General features: G+C 60.8%; 14 protein-coding genes. 6 read left to right on the top strand and 8 right to left on the bottom strand.

The genetic code is table 11. From position 1 onward, the window contains the following. Positions 1-67 precede the first annotated feature (67 nt). The 3 genes from gabT (at position 68) to BWR59_RS21985 (ending at position 2,673) form a co-directional block, all read left to right on the top strand. Positions 68-1,357 carry a 4-aminobutyrate--2-oxoglutarate transaminase gene (gabT, locus tag BWR59_RS21975; protein ID WP_081567733.1) on the top strand — a complete coding sequence of 430 codons (1,290 nt, stop codon included), beginning with the start codon at positions 68-70 and terminating at the stop codon, positions 1,355-1,357. A 99-nt stretch (positions 1,358-1,456) separates the two neighbouring features. Continuing rightward, positions 1,457-2,143, top strand: coding sequence for a haloacid dehalogenase (locus tag BWR59_RS21980; RefSeq protein ID WP_081567734.1), 687 nt, complete (start codon positions 1,457-1,459; stop codon positions 2,141-2,143). 38 nt (positions 2,144-2,181) lie between these two features. Continuing rightward, positions 2,182-2,673 carry a winged helix-turn-helix transcriptional regulator gene (locus BWR59_RS21985; protein ID WP_081567735.1) on the top strand — a complete coding sequence of 164 codons (492 nt, stop codon included), beginning with the start codon at positions 2,182-2,184 and terminating at the stop codon, positions 2,671-2,673. Positions 2,674-2,724: 51 nt separating this feature from the next. Here BWR59_RS21985 and BWR59_RS21990 read toward each other — a convergent pair whose 3' ends face one another. The 4 genes from BWR59_RS21990 to BWR59_RS22005 form a co-directional block, all read right to left on the bottom strand. Next, positions 2,725-3,435, bottom strand: a complete 711-nt coding sequence (locus BWR59_RS21990; protein ID WP_081567736.1) for a cupin domain-containing protein — start codon at positions 3,433-3,435, stop codon at positions 2,725-2,727. 14 nt (positions 3,436-3,449) lie between these two features. Beyond that, positions 3,450-4,733: an FAD-binding oxidoreductase gene (locus BWR59_RS21995; protein ID WP_168184517.1), complete on the bottom strand. Its 1,284-nt coding sequence runs from the start codon at positions 4,731-4,733 to the stop codon at positions 3,450-3,452. A gap of 204 nt (positions 4,734-4,937) precedes the next feature. Next, positions 4,938-5,642 (bottom strand): HAD-IA family hydrolase, encoded by a 705-nt coding sequence (locus BWR59_RS22000; RefSeq protein WP_081567737.1) that lies wholly within the window; start codon positions 5,640-5,642, stop codon positions 4,938-4,940. 142 nt (positions 5,643-5,784) lie between these two features. After that, the gene (locus BWR59_RS22005; protein WP_081567738.1) at positions 5,785-6,732 is read right to left on the bottom strand and encodes a LysR family transcriptional regulator; all 948 of its coding nucleotides are present in this window, start codon (positions 6,730-6,732) and stop codon (positions 5,785-5,787) included. Positions 6,733-6,883: 151 nt separating this feature from the next. On the opposite strand from BWR59_RS22005, the gene BWR59_RS22010 reads away from it, so the two are divergent. Further along, positions 6,884-8,311 (top strand): aldehyde dehydrogenase family protein, encoded by a 1,428-nt coding sequence (locus tag BWR59_RS22010; RefSeq protein ID WP_081567739.1) that lies wholly within the window; start codon positions 6,884-6,886, stop codon positions 8,309-8,311. 222 nt (positions 8,312-8,533) lie between these two features. On the opposite strand, the gene BWR59_RS22015 is transcribed toward BWR59_RS22010, so the two are convergent. From BWR59_RS22015 to BWR59_RS22025, 3 genes are all read right to left on the bottom strand, one after another. Beyond that, positions 8,534-10,264, bottom strand: coding sequence for a GMC family oxidoreductase N-terminal domain-containing protein (locus tag BWR59_RS22015; RefSeq protein WP_081567740.1), 1,731 nt, complete (start codon positions 10,262-10,264; stop codon positions 8,534-8,536). A 15-nt stretch (positions 10,265-10,279) separates the two neighbouring features. Beyond that, positions 10,280-11,329 (bottom strand): ABC transporter substrate-binding protein, encoded by a 1,050-nt coding sequence (locus BWR59_RS22020; protein WP_081567741.1) that lies wholly within the window; start codon positions 11,327-11,329, stop codon positions 10,280-10,282. Positions 11,330-11,560: 231 nt separating this feature from the next. Further along, the gene (locus tag BWR59_RS22025) at positions 11,561-12,472 is read right to left on the bottom strand and encodes a LysR family transcriptional regulator (protein ID WP_081567742.1); all 912 of its coding nucleotides are present in this window, start codon (positions 12,470-12,472) and stop codon (positions 11,561-11,563) included. A gap of 108 nt (positions 12,473-12,580) precedes the next feature. Here BWR59_RS22025 and BWR59_RS22030 point away from each other — a divergent pair, with 108 nt between their 5' ends. After that, a complete protein-coding gene (locus tag BWR59_RS22030; protein WP_081567743.1) occupies positions 12,581-13,660 on the top strand; it encodes a tartrate dehydrogenase in 1,080 nt (359 codons plus the stop codon). Positions 13,661-13,767: 107 nt separating this feature from the next. Next, positions 13,768-14,694, top strand: coding sequence for a glyoxylate/hydroxypyruvate reductase A (locus BWR59_RS22035; RefSeq protein WP_081567744.1), 927 nt, complete (start codon positions 13,768-13,770; stop codon positions 14,692-14,694). Between the two features lie 6 nt (positions 14,695-14,700). Here BWR59_RS22035 and BWR59_RS22040 read toward each other — a convergent pair whose 3' ends face one another. Further along, positions 14,701-18,504, bottom strand: a complete 3,804-nt coding sequence (locus tag BWR59_RS22040; protein ID WP_081567745.1) for a bifunctional nitrate reductase/sulfite reductase flavoprotein subunit alpha — start codon at positions 18,502-18,504, stop codon at positions 14,701-14,703. Between the last annotated feature and the right edge of the window lie 39 nt (positions 18,505-18,543).

The raw sequence follows: 18,543 nt of genomic DNA on the forward strand, positions 1-18,543 counted from the left end.
TTGTGATTCCGGCCAGTCCTTATCCTGATCACATCACCCGCCACCCTCGGCGTTTACGGAGATCGAGATGAATTCTGCATTGACTGAAAACCAGCGCCTGCTGGCCCTGCGCGAACAACACGTGCCTCGCGGTATCGCGACCGCGCACCCTGTCGTGGCAGCGCGTGCTCAAGGTGCTGAACTGTGGGATGTGGATGGCAAGCGCTACCTGGATTTCGTCGGCGGCATCGGCGTGCTCAACGTCGGCCACAACCACCCCAAAGTGGTCGAGGCGGTGCGTCGCCAGGTCGGCGAGATCTCTCATGCCAGCTTCCAGGTAGTGGCGTACGAAAACTACATCGAAGTGGCGGCGCGGCTGAACAAGATGATCGGCGGTGAAGCGCATTACAAAAGTGTGTTGTTCACCTCCGGCGCCGAAGCGGTAGAAAATGCGGTCAAGATCGCCCGGGGTTACACCAACCGCACTGCGGTGATTTCCTTCCGTGGCGGCTTCCATGGTCGCACTCTGCTGGGGGTCACCCTCACCGGCATGAGCCAGCCCTACAAGCAGAATTTCGGGCCGTTCCCGGCGGAGATCTACCACGCGACCTACCCCAACGCCTATCGCGGCATCAGTAGTGACGACGCGCTGGCCGAGCTGGACGAACTGTTCGCCACCGACGTCGCGCCTGATCGTGTCGCCGCCATCATCATCGAGCCGGTCCAGGGCGACGGCGGTTTCCTCGCAGCACCGAAAGAATTCCTCCAAGCCCTGCGCGCGCGTTGTACGCAGCACGGCATCGTGTTGATTCTCGATGAAATCCAGGCAGGTTTCGGGCGTACAGGCACCATGTTCGGTTTCCAGCACGCCGACATCCAGCCGGACCTCGTCACGGTCGCCAAAAGTCTGGCCGGCGGCATGCCGCTTTCCGGCGTCGTCGGGCGCGCCGAGATCATGGATGCGCCTACGCCGGGCGGCCTGGGTGGCACCTATGGCGGTAACGCAGTGGCTTGTGCTGCGGCGCTGGCGGTACTCGATCTTTTCGAGGAGCAGGATCTGCTGACGCAAGGCGAGACACTGGCAGCGCAGCTCAACGAAGGTTTGCTGGAACTTCAGCAACGCTACCCGCGCATCGGCGACGTGCGCGGTTTGGGGTTCATGCAAGCCATCGAGATGGTGGCCGACGACGCAGCGCAAAGCCCGGATGCGGTACTGGCGCAGAAAGTCATCGACGAAGCGCGCAATGCTGGATTGCTGGTGATCAAGTGCGGCGTGCATCGCAACGTGGTGCGCTTCCTCGCCCCGCTGGTTACAACACCGGCGCAGGTGGCCGAGGCCTTGCAGATGCTCGACAAGGCGCTGTCCGTCGCCTGTTGAGCGACTGTTCAACGTGTCACTCGACCCGGCCTGCCAGCGCAGTGCCGGGTCGTGAGCTTAACCATCATGGAATCGGAACGTGCTATCCAGGAGCCAATCATGAAAGTCACCCAGTACAAGGCTTTGGGCTTGTCGTTCGGCACCCTGGTTGACCGCGAACGGGGCATTCTCGAAGGGCTGCGACCGCTGGCAGTGCAGAGTGAATCCAATACCAGCGACGCTCAGTTGCTCAGCACTTATCGACAGGTGGCGCAGGCGCTTGCCAGCACGGCAACACAGGTCAGCGCGACGGCTTTTCACGGCCAGCTTTACCAGCGTGTGGCGCAACAATTGCAAATCATTCCGGGCTGGGATGAAAGTGTGGCGTTCAGTAGCTCTTCGTCCCAATGGCCGATTTTCGAAGATGCTCCAGGTGCCCTTCAGTACCTGAGCAAGTTCTACCGTTTGATACTGATCGCCCCACCCCAAGGCGTCGATGTGCTTGCTCTGGCTCGCCGCCTGCCGGTCGAATTCGATGCGATCATCGAACCCGGCAGCGACGATTGGCACAGCAGTCTCGAGACCGAGCTGCAGCGTCTGGGGCTGGAGCGTTCAGAACTGTTACCGGTGCGCAGTACCGAAAGCGACGACCCGTGGATCGAACGGGTGGACTTTCCGGTGTGCACCCTGCGCCGCGGCCATAACCAGCCGTGGAACCATTCGCCTCAGGCAATGGACGGCAAGCGCTGCGAATACGCCAGCCTCGCCGACCTCGCACATGCCCACCAAAAGGCATTGCACGCCTGAGACCGACGGCCCAGATTCGACATTGCGAGGACTGATCCATGGACGCTGCAACCAAGCTCGATCGTATCGACATCAACATTCTGGTCCAATTGCAGAAAGACGGGCGCATGACCAACGTCAGCCTCGCCGAAGCCGTGGGCCTGTCGCCCAGCCCTTGCCTGCAGCGGGTCAAACGCCTGGAAGCAGCCGGTTATATCAGCGGTTACGAAGCCCACGTCAATCTCGCCAAGTTCGCCAATTCGGTGACCGTGTTTACCGAAATGACCCTGTCGGACCACAAGCGTGCCGACTTCGTGAAGTTCGAATCGAGTATTCGCAACATCGACGAAGTACTGGAGTGCCACTTGATCAGCGGGGGTTATGACTATCTGGTGCGCTTCCTGTGCAGCAGCATCCAGCATTATCAGGAACTGATGGAATCGATCCTGGACAAGAACATCGGCATCGAAAAATACTTCAGCTACATCGTGATCAAGTCGCCGGTGGTCAAGAGCACCGTGCCGTTGCGCAGCCTGGTCAGAGCGGTTTGAGTCTTCGCAAAAAAAAGGGCTGAAAGGCCCTTTTTTCACGTGCGTTGAAAACTACGACAAAATGCAGAACACCTTGCGTACCGTCTCTTCGCTGCGCCAGGCGTTGGTCGCGCCCCGGGGCACCATCACTGTTTCACCTGCCCGTACATGATGACTGTCACCCTTCTCTGCGGTGAGGGTCACTGAACCTTGGAGAATGAACATCAGCTCGCTGTAACTGGGCTCCACCTGTTTGCGCGCATAGGCCTCGCATTGCCACAGGCCGATGCGCAGGTTAGCGGCGCTGAACAGGGTTTCGCTCCAGGCGTTCGGGGTGCTGGTCAGCAGCACATTCGCGGGCGGTGGACTGGCCGGCGATAGCGATTGGGACAAGTCGATCCGGATGGGCAATTTCGGCATGTCGGTGCAGGCTTCCAGACCCGGAAACGCCACGAACAAGCGGCGCAGTTGCCCACGGTGATGCCAGCGAACACGAACGCCACGAGGTACCACGAAGCAGTCACCGGCACTGAGTTGCAGATCGAATCCGTCGCCCTGCAAACGCAGTTCGCCCGCTTCGACGATGCCCAGTTCGACCCAGGGAAAATCCTCGATCAACAGATTCGCGCCGACGCTGACACTGCTGCCGGTCGCATACCCTTGCAGCGGATCGTGGAAGTTGATCACACGCCCGGCGGCCAGCGGATCGCCTTGCAGGGCAAAGGCTGCGCAGGGTAACTGCCGGTCGGTGTGAGGAGTGGAGTAAAGCAGGATCGGTGGCATGTTTTAACGCTCGCTCATCGGCCGATGACATCAAGGAACTGCTGCCAGCCCGCGGCCAGGCGCACGCCCGGTGCGCGGAAGGCATGCAAGGGAATAGGGTTGAAGTTGTCGCCCGCCAGCAAGCCGAGTTCGACCTTCTCGCCGGCCGTCATCGCCGCCAGCTGTCTACCCATCCAGGTCGACATCGCAACCCCGCCGCCGTTGTAGCCAATGGCGTAGAAGCTGCGCTCGTCCAGTTGTCCGGCATGGGGCAGATAATCGAGGGTCATCGCCACCAGACCTGACCAGCGATAGGCAATTTTCTGATCGCGAAGCACCGGAAAAACAACGCCCATACTGCGTTGCAGATCATCGAACGCACTCTGCGAGTCGTCTTTGCCGAATGCCCCTCGCCCGCCGAAAATCAGGCGATCACCTATGACCCGGAACCAGCGCAGCATGCGCTTGGTGTCGCCACAGACCTGCCCACCGGGCATGAGGGTAGCGAGAATGTGCGGTGGCAGCGGGTCGGTGGCAATGATCGCGCTGCGGAACGGAATCAGCCGACGATGCAAGGTGTCGGTGACGCGGGTCTGATCCGAATAACCGTTGGTGGCGTAGATCACCTGCCGGGCACTGACTCGTCCCTGCGGCGTCTGCACGATGACGCGATCACCCTCACGACGGACCTGTTCGGCGGGGCTGTTGATGAACAGTTTTACGCCGCGATCGACGAGGTGCTGAGCCATGCCGCGAGCGTAATTCAGAGGATGGATACCGCCTGCCTTGGGGGTCAGCAAGCCCCCGGAGAAGATCGTGGCGCCGGTCATTTCCCGCACCTGATCCGCCGAGATCATCACCGACGATGTGCCCCCGGTTTCGCGTTTGATCCAGTTCGCGGTGGACTCAAGACCGCCCAATGCATGAACGTTGTGCGCCGCGGCGATGTGCCCGCCCATGTGCAGGTTGGCGCCAGCGAGGCCAAGGGTTTCGACCGTCTCCACCAGGCTGTCCACGGCGGCATAACCGGTGCGGTACATCTGCAAGGCGGTGTCACGGCCGAACCGCGACATCAGTGTCGAAAAGCCCACGCGAAACTTGGGTGACACCACGCCGCCATTACGCCCGCTGGCGCCCCAGGCCAGGGTGTTGGCCTCGACGATCAGGGGCTCGCGCCCACTTTCAGCGATGTGACGAGCTGCCGAGAGGCCGGTATAACCCGCGCCGATGATCACCACGTCGCACTGCCGCTCGCCTTCAAGGGATTGCAGCGCAGGTGCAGGTTGGGCGGTGGCCGCCCATAAGCTCTGAACAGTCATGCCAGCATCTCGGATAAATAGGGACTGACGCTCGCCTGAACCGAATGGCACGCAATGCTCTGTAGCAGCACGGCTTGCCAGCGGTTGCGGTGTGTCTGCAATGCATTCATCAACTGATCCATTTCAACCGCCGGCAAGCCGCGCTGCTACAGAGGTTTTGCCAGCAACACGTCTTGCCTGTTCAGGTCAGAGCGTCGAAAGGATTCAACCCAGTTCTTTTTCTACCGCGTCAGCCAGTTGCGCCAGCGAGGTGAAGTGGTAGTGCGGTTCGGTGCGCTCGGATTCCAGCGTGCCTCCGGTGCCTTTCTGGGCGAAACGACGTTCGATCCAGCAAGTCTGGTAGCCCAGACGCATGGCGACGCCAATGTCGTGGTACTGGCTCTGGGCAACGTGCAGGATGTTTTCGAACAGAATGCCTTGGGTTGCCAGCACGCCGCGGGTGTAAGCGAAGAACTGAGGATCGGGTTTTTCGAACCGTACGTCATCGACAGTGACGCGAACATCGAATGGCTGGTCCAGGGTCTCGGCCATGTGATTCAGGGCCCAGATCTGCGAGTTGGTGGTCGCCACCAGTTTGAAGTGCTTGCGCAGACGCTTGAGCGCTTCGACCGAATCCGGGAATGCCGGGAAGTTCTTCACTGACTGAGCCAGGCCTTTGGCGTAGTCATCGTTGTCCGGCAGACCCAGCTTGGAGGCGATGACGTGGTAGCAGCGCTCCAGATCGTCCGGCCACCAGCCCGAATCGGTAGAGGCACGGGCTTCACGGTAGGCCTTGAGGATGTCGTCATCGCTGCAGGCTTTGCCCGCTTCGCCCGCCACTTCGCGCACATGGGCGAGGATGCCGGCTTCGAAATCGATCAGGGTACCGACGACGTCGAACGTCAGGGCTTTGAACTGCTTGAAAGACATAGGGCGCTCCGCAAGAAAAGTCGTGAGGATGAAACTGACTGGACGGTCCCATTATCTGCCCGCCCTCTCGCGCAATATTCTGTTTTGCCCTGCCCTTAAGGCATAACCTACTGTTTTTCTACTCGACGTACCGCAGCTGTGCTCAAAGGCTCGATTCGAGGGTTGCCGCCAGCCCCAGATGAGGGTAAAGCGCATCGATTTCCAGCATGTCCGCGCGCATTTCCTCGATGATCCAGTCGCGCACATTTTCCACGATCGGGCGCACCGGGCGGTTGCCCGGCACCACCAGACAACAGCGTCGCGAATTGACCCGAAATGTCTCTGCCGCCGGCACCAGTTCGCCCTTGCACAGTGAATTGGACACCACGTTGAGCCAACCCAGCGCGATGCCCTGGCCAAGCAAGGCCGCCTGCACCACGACCGCATAATCGGAAAACACCAGCGTGTTGTCAGCACGCCCCGGCGTCCCGAAAGGCGCTGCCCAGGCACGATCCTGATGGTCCATGCTGATCAGTGTCGGCACCTGTTTTCGGCTCCTTCCCTGCACCACATCAGCCAGATACTGAGGGTTACAGACCGGCAAGGTGATTTCTGGAATGACCAATTTTTCCGTGGCTTTCAGGCTTCCTTCATCGAGATAGCGCATGCCCAGATCGACGTCCACCAAAGGACCGCCGATTCTTCCGGACATCAGTTGGTAACGCATGTCGACCGTGGGAAAGCGCTGATTGAAGCGGCTCATGCGCGGCATCAACCAGTGGGTGGTGAAAGCCGTGGAGACCGACAGCGTGACGGTCTCGATACCGGTTGCGCGGGCTTCGATTTCGCTGATGGCCGACTCGATGGTACTGAAGCCTTCCTGCACCCGGCGAAACAGAATGCTGCCGCTTTCGGTCAGCCGGGCACCGCCTCGAACACGCTCGAAAAGCTGCACGCCGAGATGCTCTTCGAGGCGTGACAACATGCGGCTGACGGCCGGCTGACTGACGCACAGTTCATCCGCCGCCCGGGTGAAGCTGCCACAGCGGGCGGCGGCTTCGAAGACGAACAGCGAACTGGAGCTGGGGAGTTTTCGACGGAGATTTGACATGACCTGAGATTATGCCTCTCACAACTATTAGTAAATTGTCTGCTGCAAAAAAGCGCGCCTATTCTTGCGAGCGACTGCATGCAACGTTCCAGCCGTCGATCAGCCTCCTCCTGCTGTACCTCTCTATCATTCGAACGAGACCTCTTCCCGTATGGAAAACGCCCTGAAGTTTTATATCGACGGCCGCTGGGTAGAACCGTGCGGCACAGACCGCATGGCCGTGATCAACCCGGCGACAGAACAAGCGTTCGGCGAAATCGCCATGGGCAATCTGGATGACGTGGACGCTGCAGTGCACGCTGCGCGTCGTGCCTTTCCGGCATTCGCCGAGACCTCACCGGCATCGCGCAGGCAATTGCTGGAACGCGTACTTGCCGCCTTCATGAACCGATATGACGAAATCGCCGACGCCGTGATGCAAGAGGTCGGCGCGCCGAAGGCCCTGTCCCACGACTGGCAGGCCGGGATTGGCAGGCGTCATCTGGAACAGTTGCTGCTTACACTGGACACGTTCGAATTTCAAAAAAAACGGGGCACGACACTCATCAGTCAGGAGCCCGTCGGTGTGGTGGCGTTGATCACGCCGTGGAACTGGCCGATCAATCAGATCGTCTGCAAAGTTGCACCTGCCCTCGCGGCAGGCTGCACGATGGTGCTCAAACCCAGTGAGATCGCCCCGATCAACGCCTTGCTCTTCGCCCAGGTGATGCATGAAGCCGGTGTGCCCGCCGGGGTTTTCAACCTGATCAATGGTGACGGCCCGACCGTGGGAGCAGCGCTCGCGGCGCATCGGGACGTGGACATGGTTTCGTTCACCGGCTCGACCCGCGCCGGCACGGAAATCGCCCGCCTTGCAGCGCCCACGGTCAAACGCGTGCATCAGGAGTTAGGGGGCAAGTCCGCGAACATTTTGCTCGATGACGTTGACCTTGAATTGGCGGTGACCTCCGGTGTGGACAGCTGCTTTGGCAACAGTGGGCAGTCCTGCAATGCGCCGACCCGGATGCTGGTTCCCGTGGCACTGCACGATCAGGCGGTTGAAATTGCCCGCCGTGCCGCAAGGGCTCACACGCTGGGCGCGCCAGACGATGCAGCTACCCGCATGGGCCCGGTGATCAGCGAACGGCAATTCGATGCGATTCAAAAGATGATCGGCATTGGCATCGAAGAAGGTGCGCAATTGGTGTGCGGTGGCCTGGGCCGACCGGCTCATCTACCCACGGGCTATTACGTCCAGCCGACGATCTTTGCCAACGTCACTCAGGACATGACGATCTCAAGGGAAGAAATCTTCGGCCCGGTGCTGGTCATCCAGCCCTATGAGACGGATGCAGACGCCGTCAGCATGGCCAACGACAGCGTGTTTGGTCTGGCCGCTTACGTGCAATCGCCCGATGTGGAACGCGCTCGAAAGGTGGCGTTGCAGATGCGCGCAGGCAGCGTCTACATAAACTACCCGAACTGGGACGCCAGCGCGCCATTCGGCGGTTACAAGCAATCGGGCAACGGGCGCGAATATGCCGAGTTCGGCCTGGAAGCATTTCTGGAAACCAAGGGCATTGTGGGATGGGGCGCGTGAGGGTCGGCCGACTCGGTTGTCTGTGAGAGCCGAGGGAGTGGGAACAATCAGACGACCAGATCAGGCTCTTTGATCGTTCCCACGCTCCAGCGTTGGCGTGCCCTGCCGGAGGCTCTGCGTCCACCGCGACGCAGAGAGTCGGCTGCTGCGTTACCACGCGGAGCGTGGGTACGATCAGGACAAGTTGAGCCCGAGAGGATCAGCTTCTTGTGAGCCAATCCGCTAGGTGCCGGAGACCTCGAAATCCCTCTGCGCCACGGTTGCCTGGGCCTTGATAAGGTCAGCGAGGCGCTCAGCGATCATGATCGTCGGCACGTTGGTGTTCGCGCAGGGAATCGACGGCATCAACGACGCATCGCACACACGTAACCCCTCGACGCCGATCACCCGACCATCTGCTGTCGTCACCGCCATCGGATCATCAGCGCTTCCCATGCGGCATGTGCCTGATGGATGCCAGGTGCCGCCGACATTGCGCTGCACGAATTCGGTCAGCGCCCGGTCATCGGCCATCAGCTTTTTCAAGGTAACACCCTGAGTCACCAAGCCATGCACCAGCCATTGACGCAAAGGGCCTGCGACGTCCAGCAACAGACTCAACACGCCTCGCTGCAAGGCATTGAACCCCCCCGGCATCGCGACTTTCGCCACCCGAGGCGAATAGCTGGAAGGGAACACCACGCTGCGCGCTCCAGCCAGCGCATCCGCCGACAGGGTCTCGGCGCCCAACCGCAGCGCCTGTTTCAAACGCTCCAGATCACGAGGATCGGACAACATGTCGAAGCGCACGACCGGCTCGTCGTTCGGATCGCTGGACGCCAGGCGCAGACGCCCCCGGGAATAGGATTTATTGACCCAGAAAAATATTGTGCCCAGACGATATCCGATGGAATGCCAACCGGAGCGAGACAGGATTGCCCCGTGCATGTCACAGGGAACCGTGCCTTGGAGCCCCGACGAAACCCGCACGATGGCCTGCTCGTGATGCTCGTCGGGAAACGCCGTACGTCCCTCGCGAGTGAGCAACGCAGAGACCGCAATCGATGGATGCTCCATCAGATTCGCCCCCACACCCGGCCGATCACTGACCAAACTGATGCCCAGTGAAATCAGGTCATCGACCGGACCAATGCCGCTGCGCAACAGAATGGCCGGACTGTGAATCGCGCCGGCGCAAACGATGACTTCTCTGGCCATCAGCGATTCGACTGCGCCGTCCTGGCCAATGATTCTGGCCCCCACTGCGCGCCCGGATTTGATCAGTACGCGGTCTACCAGGCAGTGTGTCTTGATGGTCAGATTGCTGCGACGACGCACTTCGTCGGTCAGGTAACACACCGAGGTTGGAATCCGTTCACCCTGTTCGCTGACGCCAATGGCGCCGACGAAGACGCCCTCCTCCCACGGGCCATTCTGATCGGGTTTGTGCGCAAGGCCGCGCCCGCCCAACACGTTCATCACGCCTCGCACGAAGGGCGAAAGCCGCTCAGGCGAGGTGCGTCGAATCCGCAGAGGGCCGCTGTTGCCATGCAACGCAGCATGCTGCGGACCCCTGAAATCACTGTCGTTTTCCAGCTTGCGAAAGTACGGCAGGCAGTTGTCCCAATTCCAGCCTTGCGCACCGAGCGTTTGCCACTCGTCGTAATCGGCAGGCGCCCCTCGATTGGTCATCAGCGCGTTGATCGCCGAACCGCCGCCCAGAATCCGCGCCTGTTCGTATCGACGCTCGGCGTTGGCCCGATTGCCCATCAAGGCAGTCAGGCGACGCCAGATGTTGCTGACATCCAGGTAGGCGCGCCCCGGATACCGACTGCGAATAGCAGCCGGCATGGTCCGAGCGCTGATGTCTCGACCCGCCTCGATCAGGCAGACCTCCTTATCCGGATCTTCCGAAAGCCGCGCAGCCAGCACACAACCTGCCGAGCCGCCGCCGAGTATCAGGTAATCGATCATGTGCGCACTCCGGCCTTACTGGACGAAGGACAGCCAGCGATCCTTGGCCGCAATCCCCGCAGGCGACGCCCACCACTCTTCGGACATCATCGCCTGGCGGGCGGCATTGTCCGGCGAGCTAGGCAGTTCTTTGGCTCGTTGATCGGTGATCTTGCCGGTTGCGAAAGCGGCAGGGTTCCCTGGGCCGTAGTCGATGTACAACGGCAGGTTGGCCTGCAACTCAGGCGACACCGCTTCGTTGACGAACTTCACGGCAGCGGCGTAGTTAGGGGCGTTTTTCAGGATGCACAGCTGGGTGTTCTGCAGCAGGCCGTCGTTGTAGGTGAACGCGACATCGGGATTGCTTTTCTGCACTGCGCTGGCGCGGCCGTTCCAGATCATCAACATGTCCACCTCACCGTCGGCCAGCAACTGTGCCGATTGACCGCCCGAGGTCCACCAGACCGCAATGTTGGGTTTGATCTGCTCCAGGCGTTTGTAGGCGCGGTCGACATCCAGCGGATAGAGTTTGTCTCGGGGGACGCCATCGGACAGCAGCGCGGCTTCCAGGGTACTCATCGGATCGTTGCGCAGCGCACGGGTGCCGGGGAAGTTTTTCAAATCCCAGAACTCGGCCCAGGTCTGAGGAATCTTTTTCAGGGTTTTCGTGTTGTAGCCGATGACCGAAGAATAGAACTCGTAGGCCACCGAGTACGGCGTGCGATAGGCAGCCGGCATGCCCTCCACGTTGGGCATCTTGCTCAGGTCCAGCTTCTCGATCAGCCCTTCGTTGCCGCCGCGCACGCAGTTGGACGGAGGGGTGTCGATCACGTCCCAGACCGGTTTCTTCGCCTCGCCCTGCGCCTTGACCATCGGCCAGGCGTCCGGCGCGCTGTCCTGCTTGATGGTCATGTTCAGGGCTTTCGCTGCGGGATCCAGAATGGCTTTGGTCTGCGCTTCCTGATACGCGCCCCCTTGCGAGACGAAGGTGATCTCGTCGGCCCATGCGGGCACCGCACACGCCACCGACAGGCTCAACAGGGATAAGACGGAACCGAACGCTGCAGTAACAGACAAGGTTTTCATGGCAAATCATCCTGGACGTAGATTAATTCGGCAGTGCTAAAACCTCGACTGAACACCCTGCACCGCAGTGCCTTGCTCAGGTTTGATCTTATTATTCGACCGAGCGGGAGCCTTGGACGTTACAAGAGCATGACGGCCGGGGGCAATGCACGATTAGTCAGATAGCCCATGACGTGAGGTTATGCAAAAAAATACCTTTACCCCCGCCAGTCGCTCGACCTGCGCCATCACTCACTTGATGGCGGCAAACGGCAAACGCTCGGCCAGCGCCTGCGCAAGGTAACGGGCAAACACCTGAATGCGCTGCGGGATATGGCGCCTGTGTTGATACACGGCGAAGATGTCGGCGCGAGGTGCCTGGTGGTCCGTCAATACCGCTTGCAGCCCCCCATTCTCCAGATATCCCTCAACATTCCAGCGCGAGCGCAGGATCAGCCCGTGCCCATCCAGCGCCAGGCTCAGCGCCACTTCACCATCGTTGCTCGACAGCGTTCCCCTGACCTTGTGCGAGTAATCCTGACCATCCTTGCTGAACCGCCAGATCGCGTAATCGTTGCCGAACTGGCGCAGGACAATGCAGTTGTGCTGCGCCAGATCGGCCACTCGGGTCAGCGCAGGCATAGCCTCAAGGTATCCTGGCGACGCACAGAGAATGCGCGGGTTTTCCAGCAGGCGGATGCCGATCAACCGAGAATCCGGCGGCTCCCCCATGCACACCCCGATGTCGAATAGATCATCCAGCAGGCTCAGCGGCTGGCTGGTCAACTCCAGCGAAATTTCAAGGTCCGGGTGCAAACGCGCGAAGCTCGACACGATCGGCGCCAGATGCTGACGTCCGAAACCCAGCGTGCCGTTGATTCGCAAGCGCCCCTGCAACGTGGGCTGACGGCTGTTCAGCGCGCTTTCCAGCTCTTCGAGCTGCCGCAGAATCGGGCGGCTGCCCTCCAGATACAGCGTACCTTCCGGCGTCAGCGACAATCGCCGGGTGGTGCGCTGCAGCAACTGCACGCCCAACCTGGCCTCCAGCTGGCTCAAGCGTTTGCTGACGGCGGGCAGTGACAGCCCCAGATGCCGCGCCACTTCCGTGAGGCTGCCGCGGGTTGCCACCTGCTGAAAGAAACTCAGGTCATCGATCATGCTCATCGATTCTTTCCTTAAGGCTAAGAATGGCTTTCCCGGAAGACTAATTATTAAATCAGAGAGACTGCATACACTGAGATCCGTGCCCCAATCAACCCAGGAGTCGAATCCATGAGCAGCACCCAGTACAAAATTGCAGTGATCCCCGGCGATGGCATTGGCAAGGAAGTGATGCCAGAAGGCGTGCGCGTGCTCGACGCCGTGGCTGCCCGGTTCAACCTGGAACTGCAATGGGACTGGTTCGACTTCGCCAGCGCCGATTACTACCTGACCCACGGCAAGATGATGCCGGACGACTGGTTCAACACTCTCAAGGACTATGACGCGATCTACTTTGGTGCCGTGGGCTGGCCGGACGTGGTGCCTGACCATATTTCCTTATGGGATTCGCTATTGCAATTTCGTCGTGAATTCGACCAGTACGTGAACCTGCGCCCCTGCCGCCTGATGCCCGGCGTGAAGGCCCCACTGGCAAACCGCAAGCCCGGCGACATCGATTTCTGGGTGGTGCGCGAGAACACCGAAGGCGAATACTCGAGCGTCGGCGGCAAGATGTTCCCCGGAACCGAGCGCGAGATCGTCCTGCAGGAAACCGTCATGACCCGCGTCGGCGTCGACCGCATCCTGAAATTCGCCTATGACCTGGCCCAGAGCCGGCCGAAGAAGCACCTGACCTCGGCCACCAAGTCCAACGGCATCGCGATCACCATGCCCTACTGGGATGAGCGCGTCGCCGAAATGGGCAAGCAGTACCCCGACGTCAATGTCGACAAGTACCACATCGATATCCTCACCGCGAACTTCGTCCTGCACCCGGACTGGTTCGACGTGGTGGTGGCGAGCAACTTGTTCGGCGATATCCTTTCCGACCTGGGCCCGGCCTGCACTGGCACCATCGGCATCGCGCCTTCGGCCAACATCAACCCGGAGCGCAACTTCCCGAGTCTGTTCGAGCCGGTGCATGGTTCGGCGCCCGACATCGCAGGCAAGGGCATCGCCAACCCCATCGGCCAGATCTGGTGCGGCGCAATGATGCTCGAACACCTGGGCCATCCCGAAGCCGGCGCAGCGGTGCTGACAGCAATTGAAACCGTGCTCGCGATGGGCCCGGAGAATGCGCCGCTGACCGCCGACATCGGTGGCACAGGCAACACCGAAGCGCTGGGCAAGGCCATCGCTGCTGCGGTCTGAGCGAACAAATAACGCGCAATCTCCCGTTCCGGCCGAAGGATTCGGGAGATTGTTGCGTTGGGCTCTGGCATCGTGTGGGCATCTGCCCGACTGCTTGCGAGACGCCCATGGCCCTGCTGTTCAAAGTCGATGACGCCCGCGGCGACATCTGGAAATCACTGTTCCAAACCCACGCGCCAGACATCGACGTGCGCCTGTGGCCCGACATCGGCGACCCGTCGCAGGTGCGTTACTTCGCCGCCTGGCAGCCGCCAAAGAACCTGCACGAGCGCTTCCCCCATCTTGAAGTGATATTTGCAACCTCAGCCGGGGTCGATCAGTTCGACCTGGGCGAGTTACCTGAACACATCAACGTGGTCCGCATGCTCGACCCCGGCATCGCCAAAGGCATGATCGAATACGCCTGCTTCGCGGTATTGAGCCTGCATCGGCAGATCCCGCTGTACCTGCAACAGCAGCAGGCGCGGCAATGGCAGGAGCATGAACTGATGCCCGCCAGACGCCGCCGTGTCGGGGTCATGGGCCTGGGCAATCTGGGCGTCTCGGTGCTGGAAAGCCTGCGTCCGTTCGGTTTCGAGCTGCACGGCTGGGCTCGCTCGCAAAAGCACGTTGACGGCGTAGAGTGTTACGCCGCAAACGACCATCTGCAGCCGTTCCTCAATCAGTGCGACATCCTCATCTGCCTGTTGCCATTGACCGATGACACCCGCGGAATCCTCAATGCCAGAACCTTCGCGGCGATGCCCGAAGGGGCGCAACTGATCAACCTCGGGCGCGGGGGACACTTGGTGGAAAACGACCTTCTGGACGCCTTGGCGAGCGGCCAGTTGGCACATGCCATCGTTGATGTATTGAACGATGAACCGCCCGCCGAAGACCATCCGTTCTGGCACCACCCCGGCATCTGGATGACACCCCACATTGGCGCCAACACCTCCCCGGACAGCGCTTTCGAGGTGCTGCTGGCAAATATTCGTCGGCATCAGCGCGGCGAGGCCATGCTAGGCGAGATTGCCCGTGATCAGGGGTACTGAAGCCGCTCAGTACACGTCGCGCACATAACGCTTCTGTTCTGCCAGATAGCGCAAATACTCGGCGGCCCGATCAGGACTCAAACCGCCGTGCTCGGCGATGACTTCGCGCAGGGCCTGGTCGACGTCTTTAGCCATGTGCGTGGCATCGCCGCAGATGTAGATCTGCGCGCCGTCCTGTAACCAGCGCCACAGTTGTGCACCCTGCTGACGCATGCGGTGCTGGACGTAGATTTTCTCCGACTGATCGCGAGAGAACGCCAGGCTCAAGTGGGTCAGCAAGCCATCCTTATGCATGCCCTGTAACTCATCGCGATAGTAAAAATCGGTGGCCGCATGCTGCTCGCCGAAGAACAGCCAGTTGCGCCCGCGATCACCGCGCATGCGCCGCTCTTGCAGAAAGGCCCGAAACGGCGCCACACCGGTGCCCGGGCCGATCATGATGATCGGTACGTCACCATCGGCCGGTGGGCGGAAATGCTGAGTTGGCTGGACAAAGATCGGCACTTCGCAGTCGTCCGCGCGATCGGCAAGAAACGTCGACGACACACCCTTGCGTTTGCCATAGCGCACGGCAGAAACGGTCAGATGAACTTCGTCCGGATGGGCCATCGCGCTGGAGGCAATTGAGTAAAGGCGCGGCTGCAGTGGTCTGAGATTTGTCAGCAGTTCCTGGGCCGAACACCTCACGGGGAATTCGCGCAGCACGTCCGCCAGTTGCCGGCCCCAGAGCCAGTCTTTCAACTCGCTTCTGAACGGCTCGGTCAGCAGATTTCTCAGCTCGCTGCTGCCGCTGCGCTCGGCGATGAAAGCCAGCGCCTCTGCATTGGGTCGTGCGATTTCGATTCGCTCTGTCAGAGCCACACGCAATGGCACATCCCCGAATTTGTCGAGGAGGACCGATTGCTCGCCATTCAAGGCGGTGAGTTCCAACACCTCGTCGACCAGCGCAGGGCAGTTGCGCGGCCAAACGCCCAGCGCATCCCCAGAGTTGTATTTCAGACCGGAGTCGCCGAGCGTCAACGCGAATTGGCGAGTGTCCTTGCTGGCGCCCTCCCCGTTCAACCGGCGGTTGACCGAAAGCCTGGCCTGATGCGGACGCCCACGGGTTGGCTGGTCGCCTGGCACAGTGTCAGCGACTTCGATATCGGGTATGTCCAGCGCCAGCGCCTGTTGCAGCGCCTTGAACCAGCCATCAGCGTTGTCGTGAAAATCACCGTCGCAATCGACTCGTGGAATCAACGGTGATGCCCCCAACGTCAGCAAACGCTGATCCAGATTCCTGCCGTGCTGGCAGAAGCTCTCGTAGCTCGGATCACCCAGCGCCAACACGGCATAGCGCAGCGACTCCAGACGTTCTTGTTGAGCCGTCAGTGACTGCCAGAAGCCTTGACCATTGTCGGGCGAATCACCGTCGCCAAACGTGCTGCTGATCAGCGCGACGTTGCTCACTTCACTCAGTCGCGCCACCGGGAAACTGTCCATCGCAGCCACCTGCACGACGATACCCGCGGTGCGCAGATGAGTGCCGAAGCGCTTGGCCAGGGTTTCGGCGTTGCCGGTTTGTGAGGCCCAGAGCAGGGTCAATACCGGCTCGCCCGGCGGAGCTTCCTGTACTTCGGCTTCTGCCTGCGGCAGGTCGAGAAAACGGTGGGCGATCAGCTCGACCTTGCGCAACGCCACGGCGCAGAATTTGAATTCAGGCTGCCGGGAAATCGGGTCGACGGCATCGCTGGTCACGGCGTTGATCGCCAGGTGTTCCCCGTAGACATCGTTCCAGTGAAAGGGCGCGAAGCAGTTGCCGGGGCGCACCCGGTCGGTGATAACCGCAGGCAACACGGCCTGTCCCCGGACCGAGCGCACTTCCACAGCGTCCTTGTCGCGAATGCCCAACACAGCAGCATCGTCGGGATGGATTTCCACGAATGGCCCGGGATTGAGCTTGTTCAGCGCCGCCACTTTCCCGGTCTTGGTCAGGGTGTGCCACTGATGTTGCAAGCGCCCAGTGTTGAGCACCATCGGGAAGGCATCATTGGGCATTTCGGCGGGGGGCATGTGCGGGCGCGGCAGGAACATCGCCCTGCCGTTTGCCGTGGCGAAAACAATCGCCGGGCGCTCACCCTGTTCATCCAGCCGAGTGGCCTGACTGACACCGTCATTGAGGTAGCGGATCGGGTTGCGCGTGCCGATGTCGTCTGGGGCGCACGGCCATTGCAGCGACTGATCGCGCAGCCTGGCGTAGCTTGCGCCTCGAATGTCGTAGCCGGTTTTCGGGTTCCAGGCCTGTTTGATTTCCTCGAAGACTTCCTCCGCCGAGGCATAGCTGAAGCCTTCGGCAAAACCCATGGCACAGGCGACCCGGGCGATGATCTGCCAGTCCGGCAACGCCTGCCCCGGCGCATCGACGGCTTTCTGCGTGAGGTTCAGGTTGCGCTCGGAATTGATCATCACCCCTTCGGCTTCTGCCCACAGCGCGCCGGGCAGGAGGATGTCGGCGTAGCGATTGGTTTCGGTGTCCAGGAACGCGTCCTGAGTAATGACCAACTCGGCGGTCTGCAGCGCTTCAATCACCGTGGCGCGGTTGGCCACGCTCGCCACCGGGTTGGTGCAGATGATCCAGCAGGCTCTGATTGCCCCGTCGCGCATCTGTTCGAACATGTCGATAGTGCCGCCGCCGAGCTGCTGGCCGAGGCTGCCACGGGGAATCGCCCACAGGTCTTCGATAAAGCTGCGATCCGATTCGACCAGAACCGAGCGTTGCCCCGGAAGGCCAGGCCCCATGTAGCCCATCTCCCGACCGCCCATGGCATTGGGCTGGCCGGTGAGCGAGAACGGCCCGCTGCCCGGACGGCAAATCGCCCCGGTCGCCAGGTGCAGGTTGCACAGCGCATTGGTGTTCCAGGTGCCGTGGGTGCTCTGGTTCAAACCCATGGTCCAGCAGCTCATCCACTCCGGCGCCTGGCCGATCATCTGCGCGGCCTGACGAATATCGGCTTCGGCCAGCCCCGTGATCTGCGCGACCTTCTGAGGGGTGTAATCGGCGAGAAAGCCCGGCATGGTCTCCCAGCCTTCAGTGAACGAGGTGATGAAGTCTGTATCGATGTCGCCGCTTTCCAGCAGTAGATGCAGCAGGCCGTTGAGCAACGCCAGATCGGTACCGGGTTTGATCTGCAGAAACAGGCTGGCTTTGTCCGCTGTGGCGCTGCGCCGGGGATCGACCACGATCAGCTTCGCGCCAGCCTTGACCCGATCCATCATGCGCAGGAACAGGATTGGGTGACAGTCCGCCATGTTGGCGCCGATCACGAAGAACAGATCGGCCTTGTCGAAATCGTCATAGGAACCCGGTGGGCCGTCCGAACCCAGCGACAGCTTGTAACCGCTCCCCGCGCTGGCCATGCACAGCCGCGAATTGGACTCTATGTTGTTGGTGCGCACAAAGCCCTTGGCCAGTTTGTTGGCCAGATACTGAGCTTCCAGAGACATCTGCCCCGACACATAAAAAGCCAGTACGTCCGGGCCGTCACGGTCGAGGATTGCACGCAGGCGCTGTGCGGTTTCGCCAATGGCTGACTCCATGTCGGTGCGCACGGGGTCCTGATTGCGCCGATGACGCAGCCAGGCCGCGTCCATCCGTCCCGACTCGGCGATGGCCTGCCCACAGGTCGTGCCTTTAGTACACAGGCGGCCGAAGTTGGTGGGGTGAGTCTTGTCACCGCTGACCTTGATCACACGATTGTTTTCGACCTGCATGACGATGCCGCAGCCGACACCACAATAAGGACACACACTTCGCACGCTGTTGCTCGCCATAGCCTATTTCCCGAAACCAAAAAAAGACGCCCTGTTCTC

Source organism: Pseudomonas sp. Bc-h (genome assembly GCF_002080045.1).
Lineage (GTDB): Bacteria > Pseudomonadota > Gammaproteobacteria > Pseudomonadales > Pseudomonadaceae > Aquipseudomonas.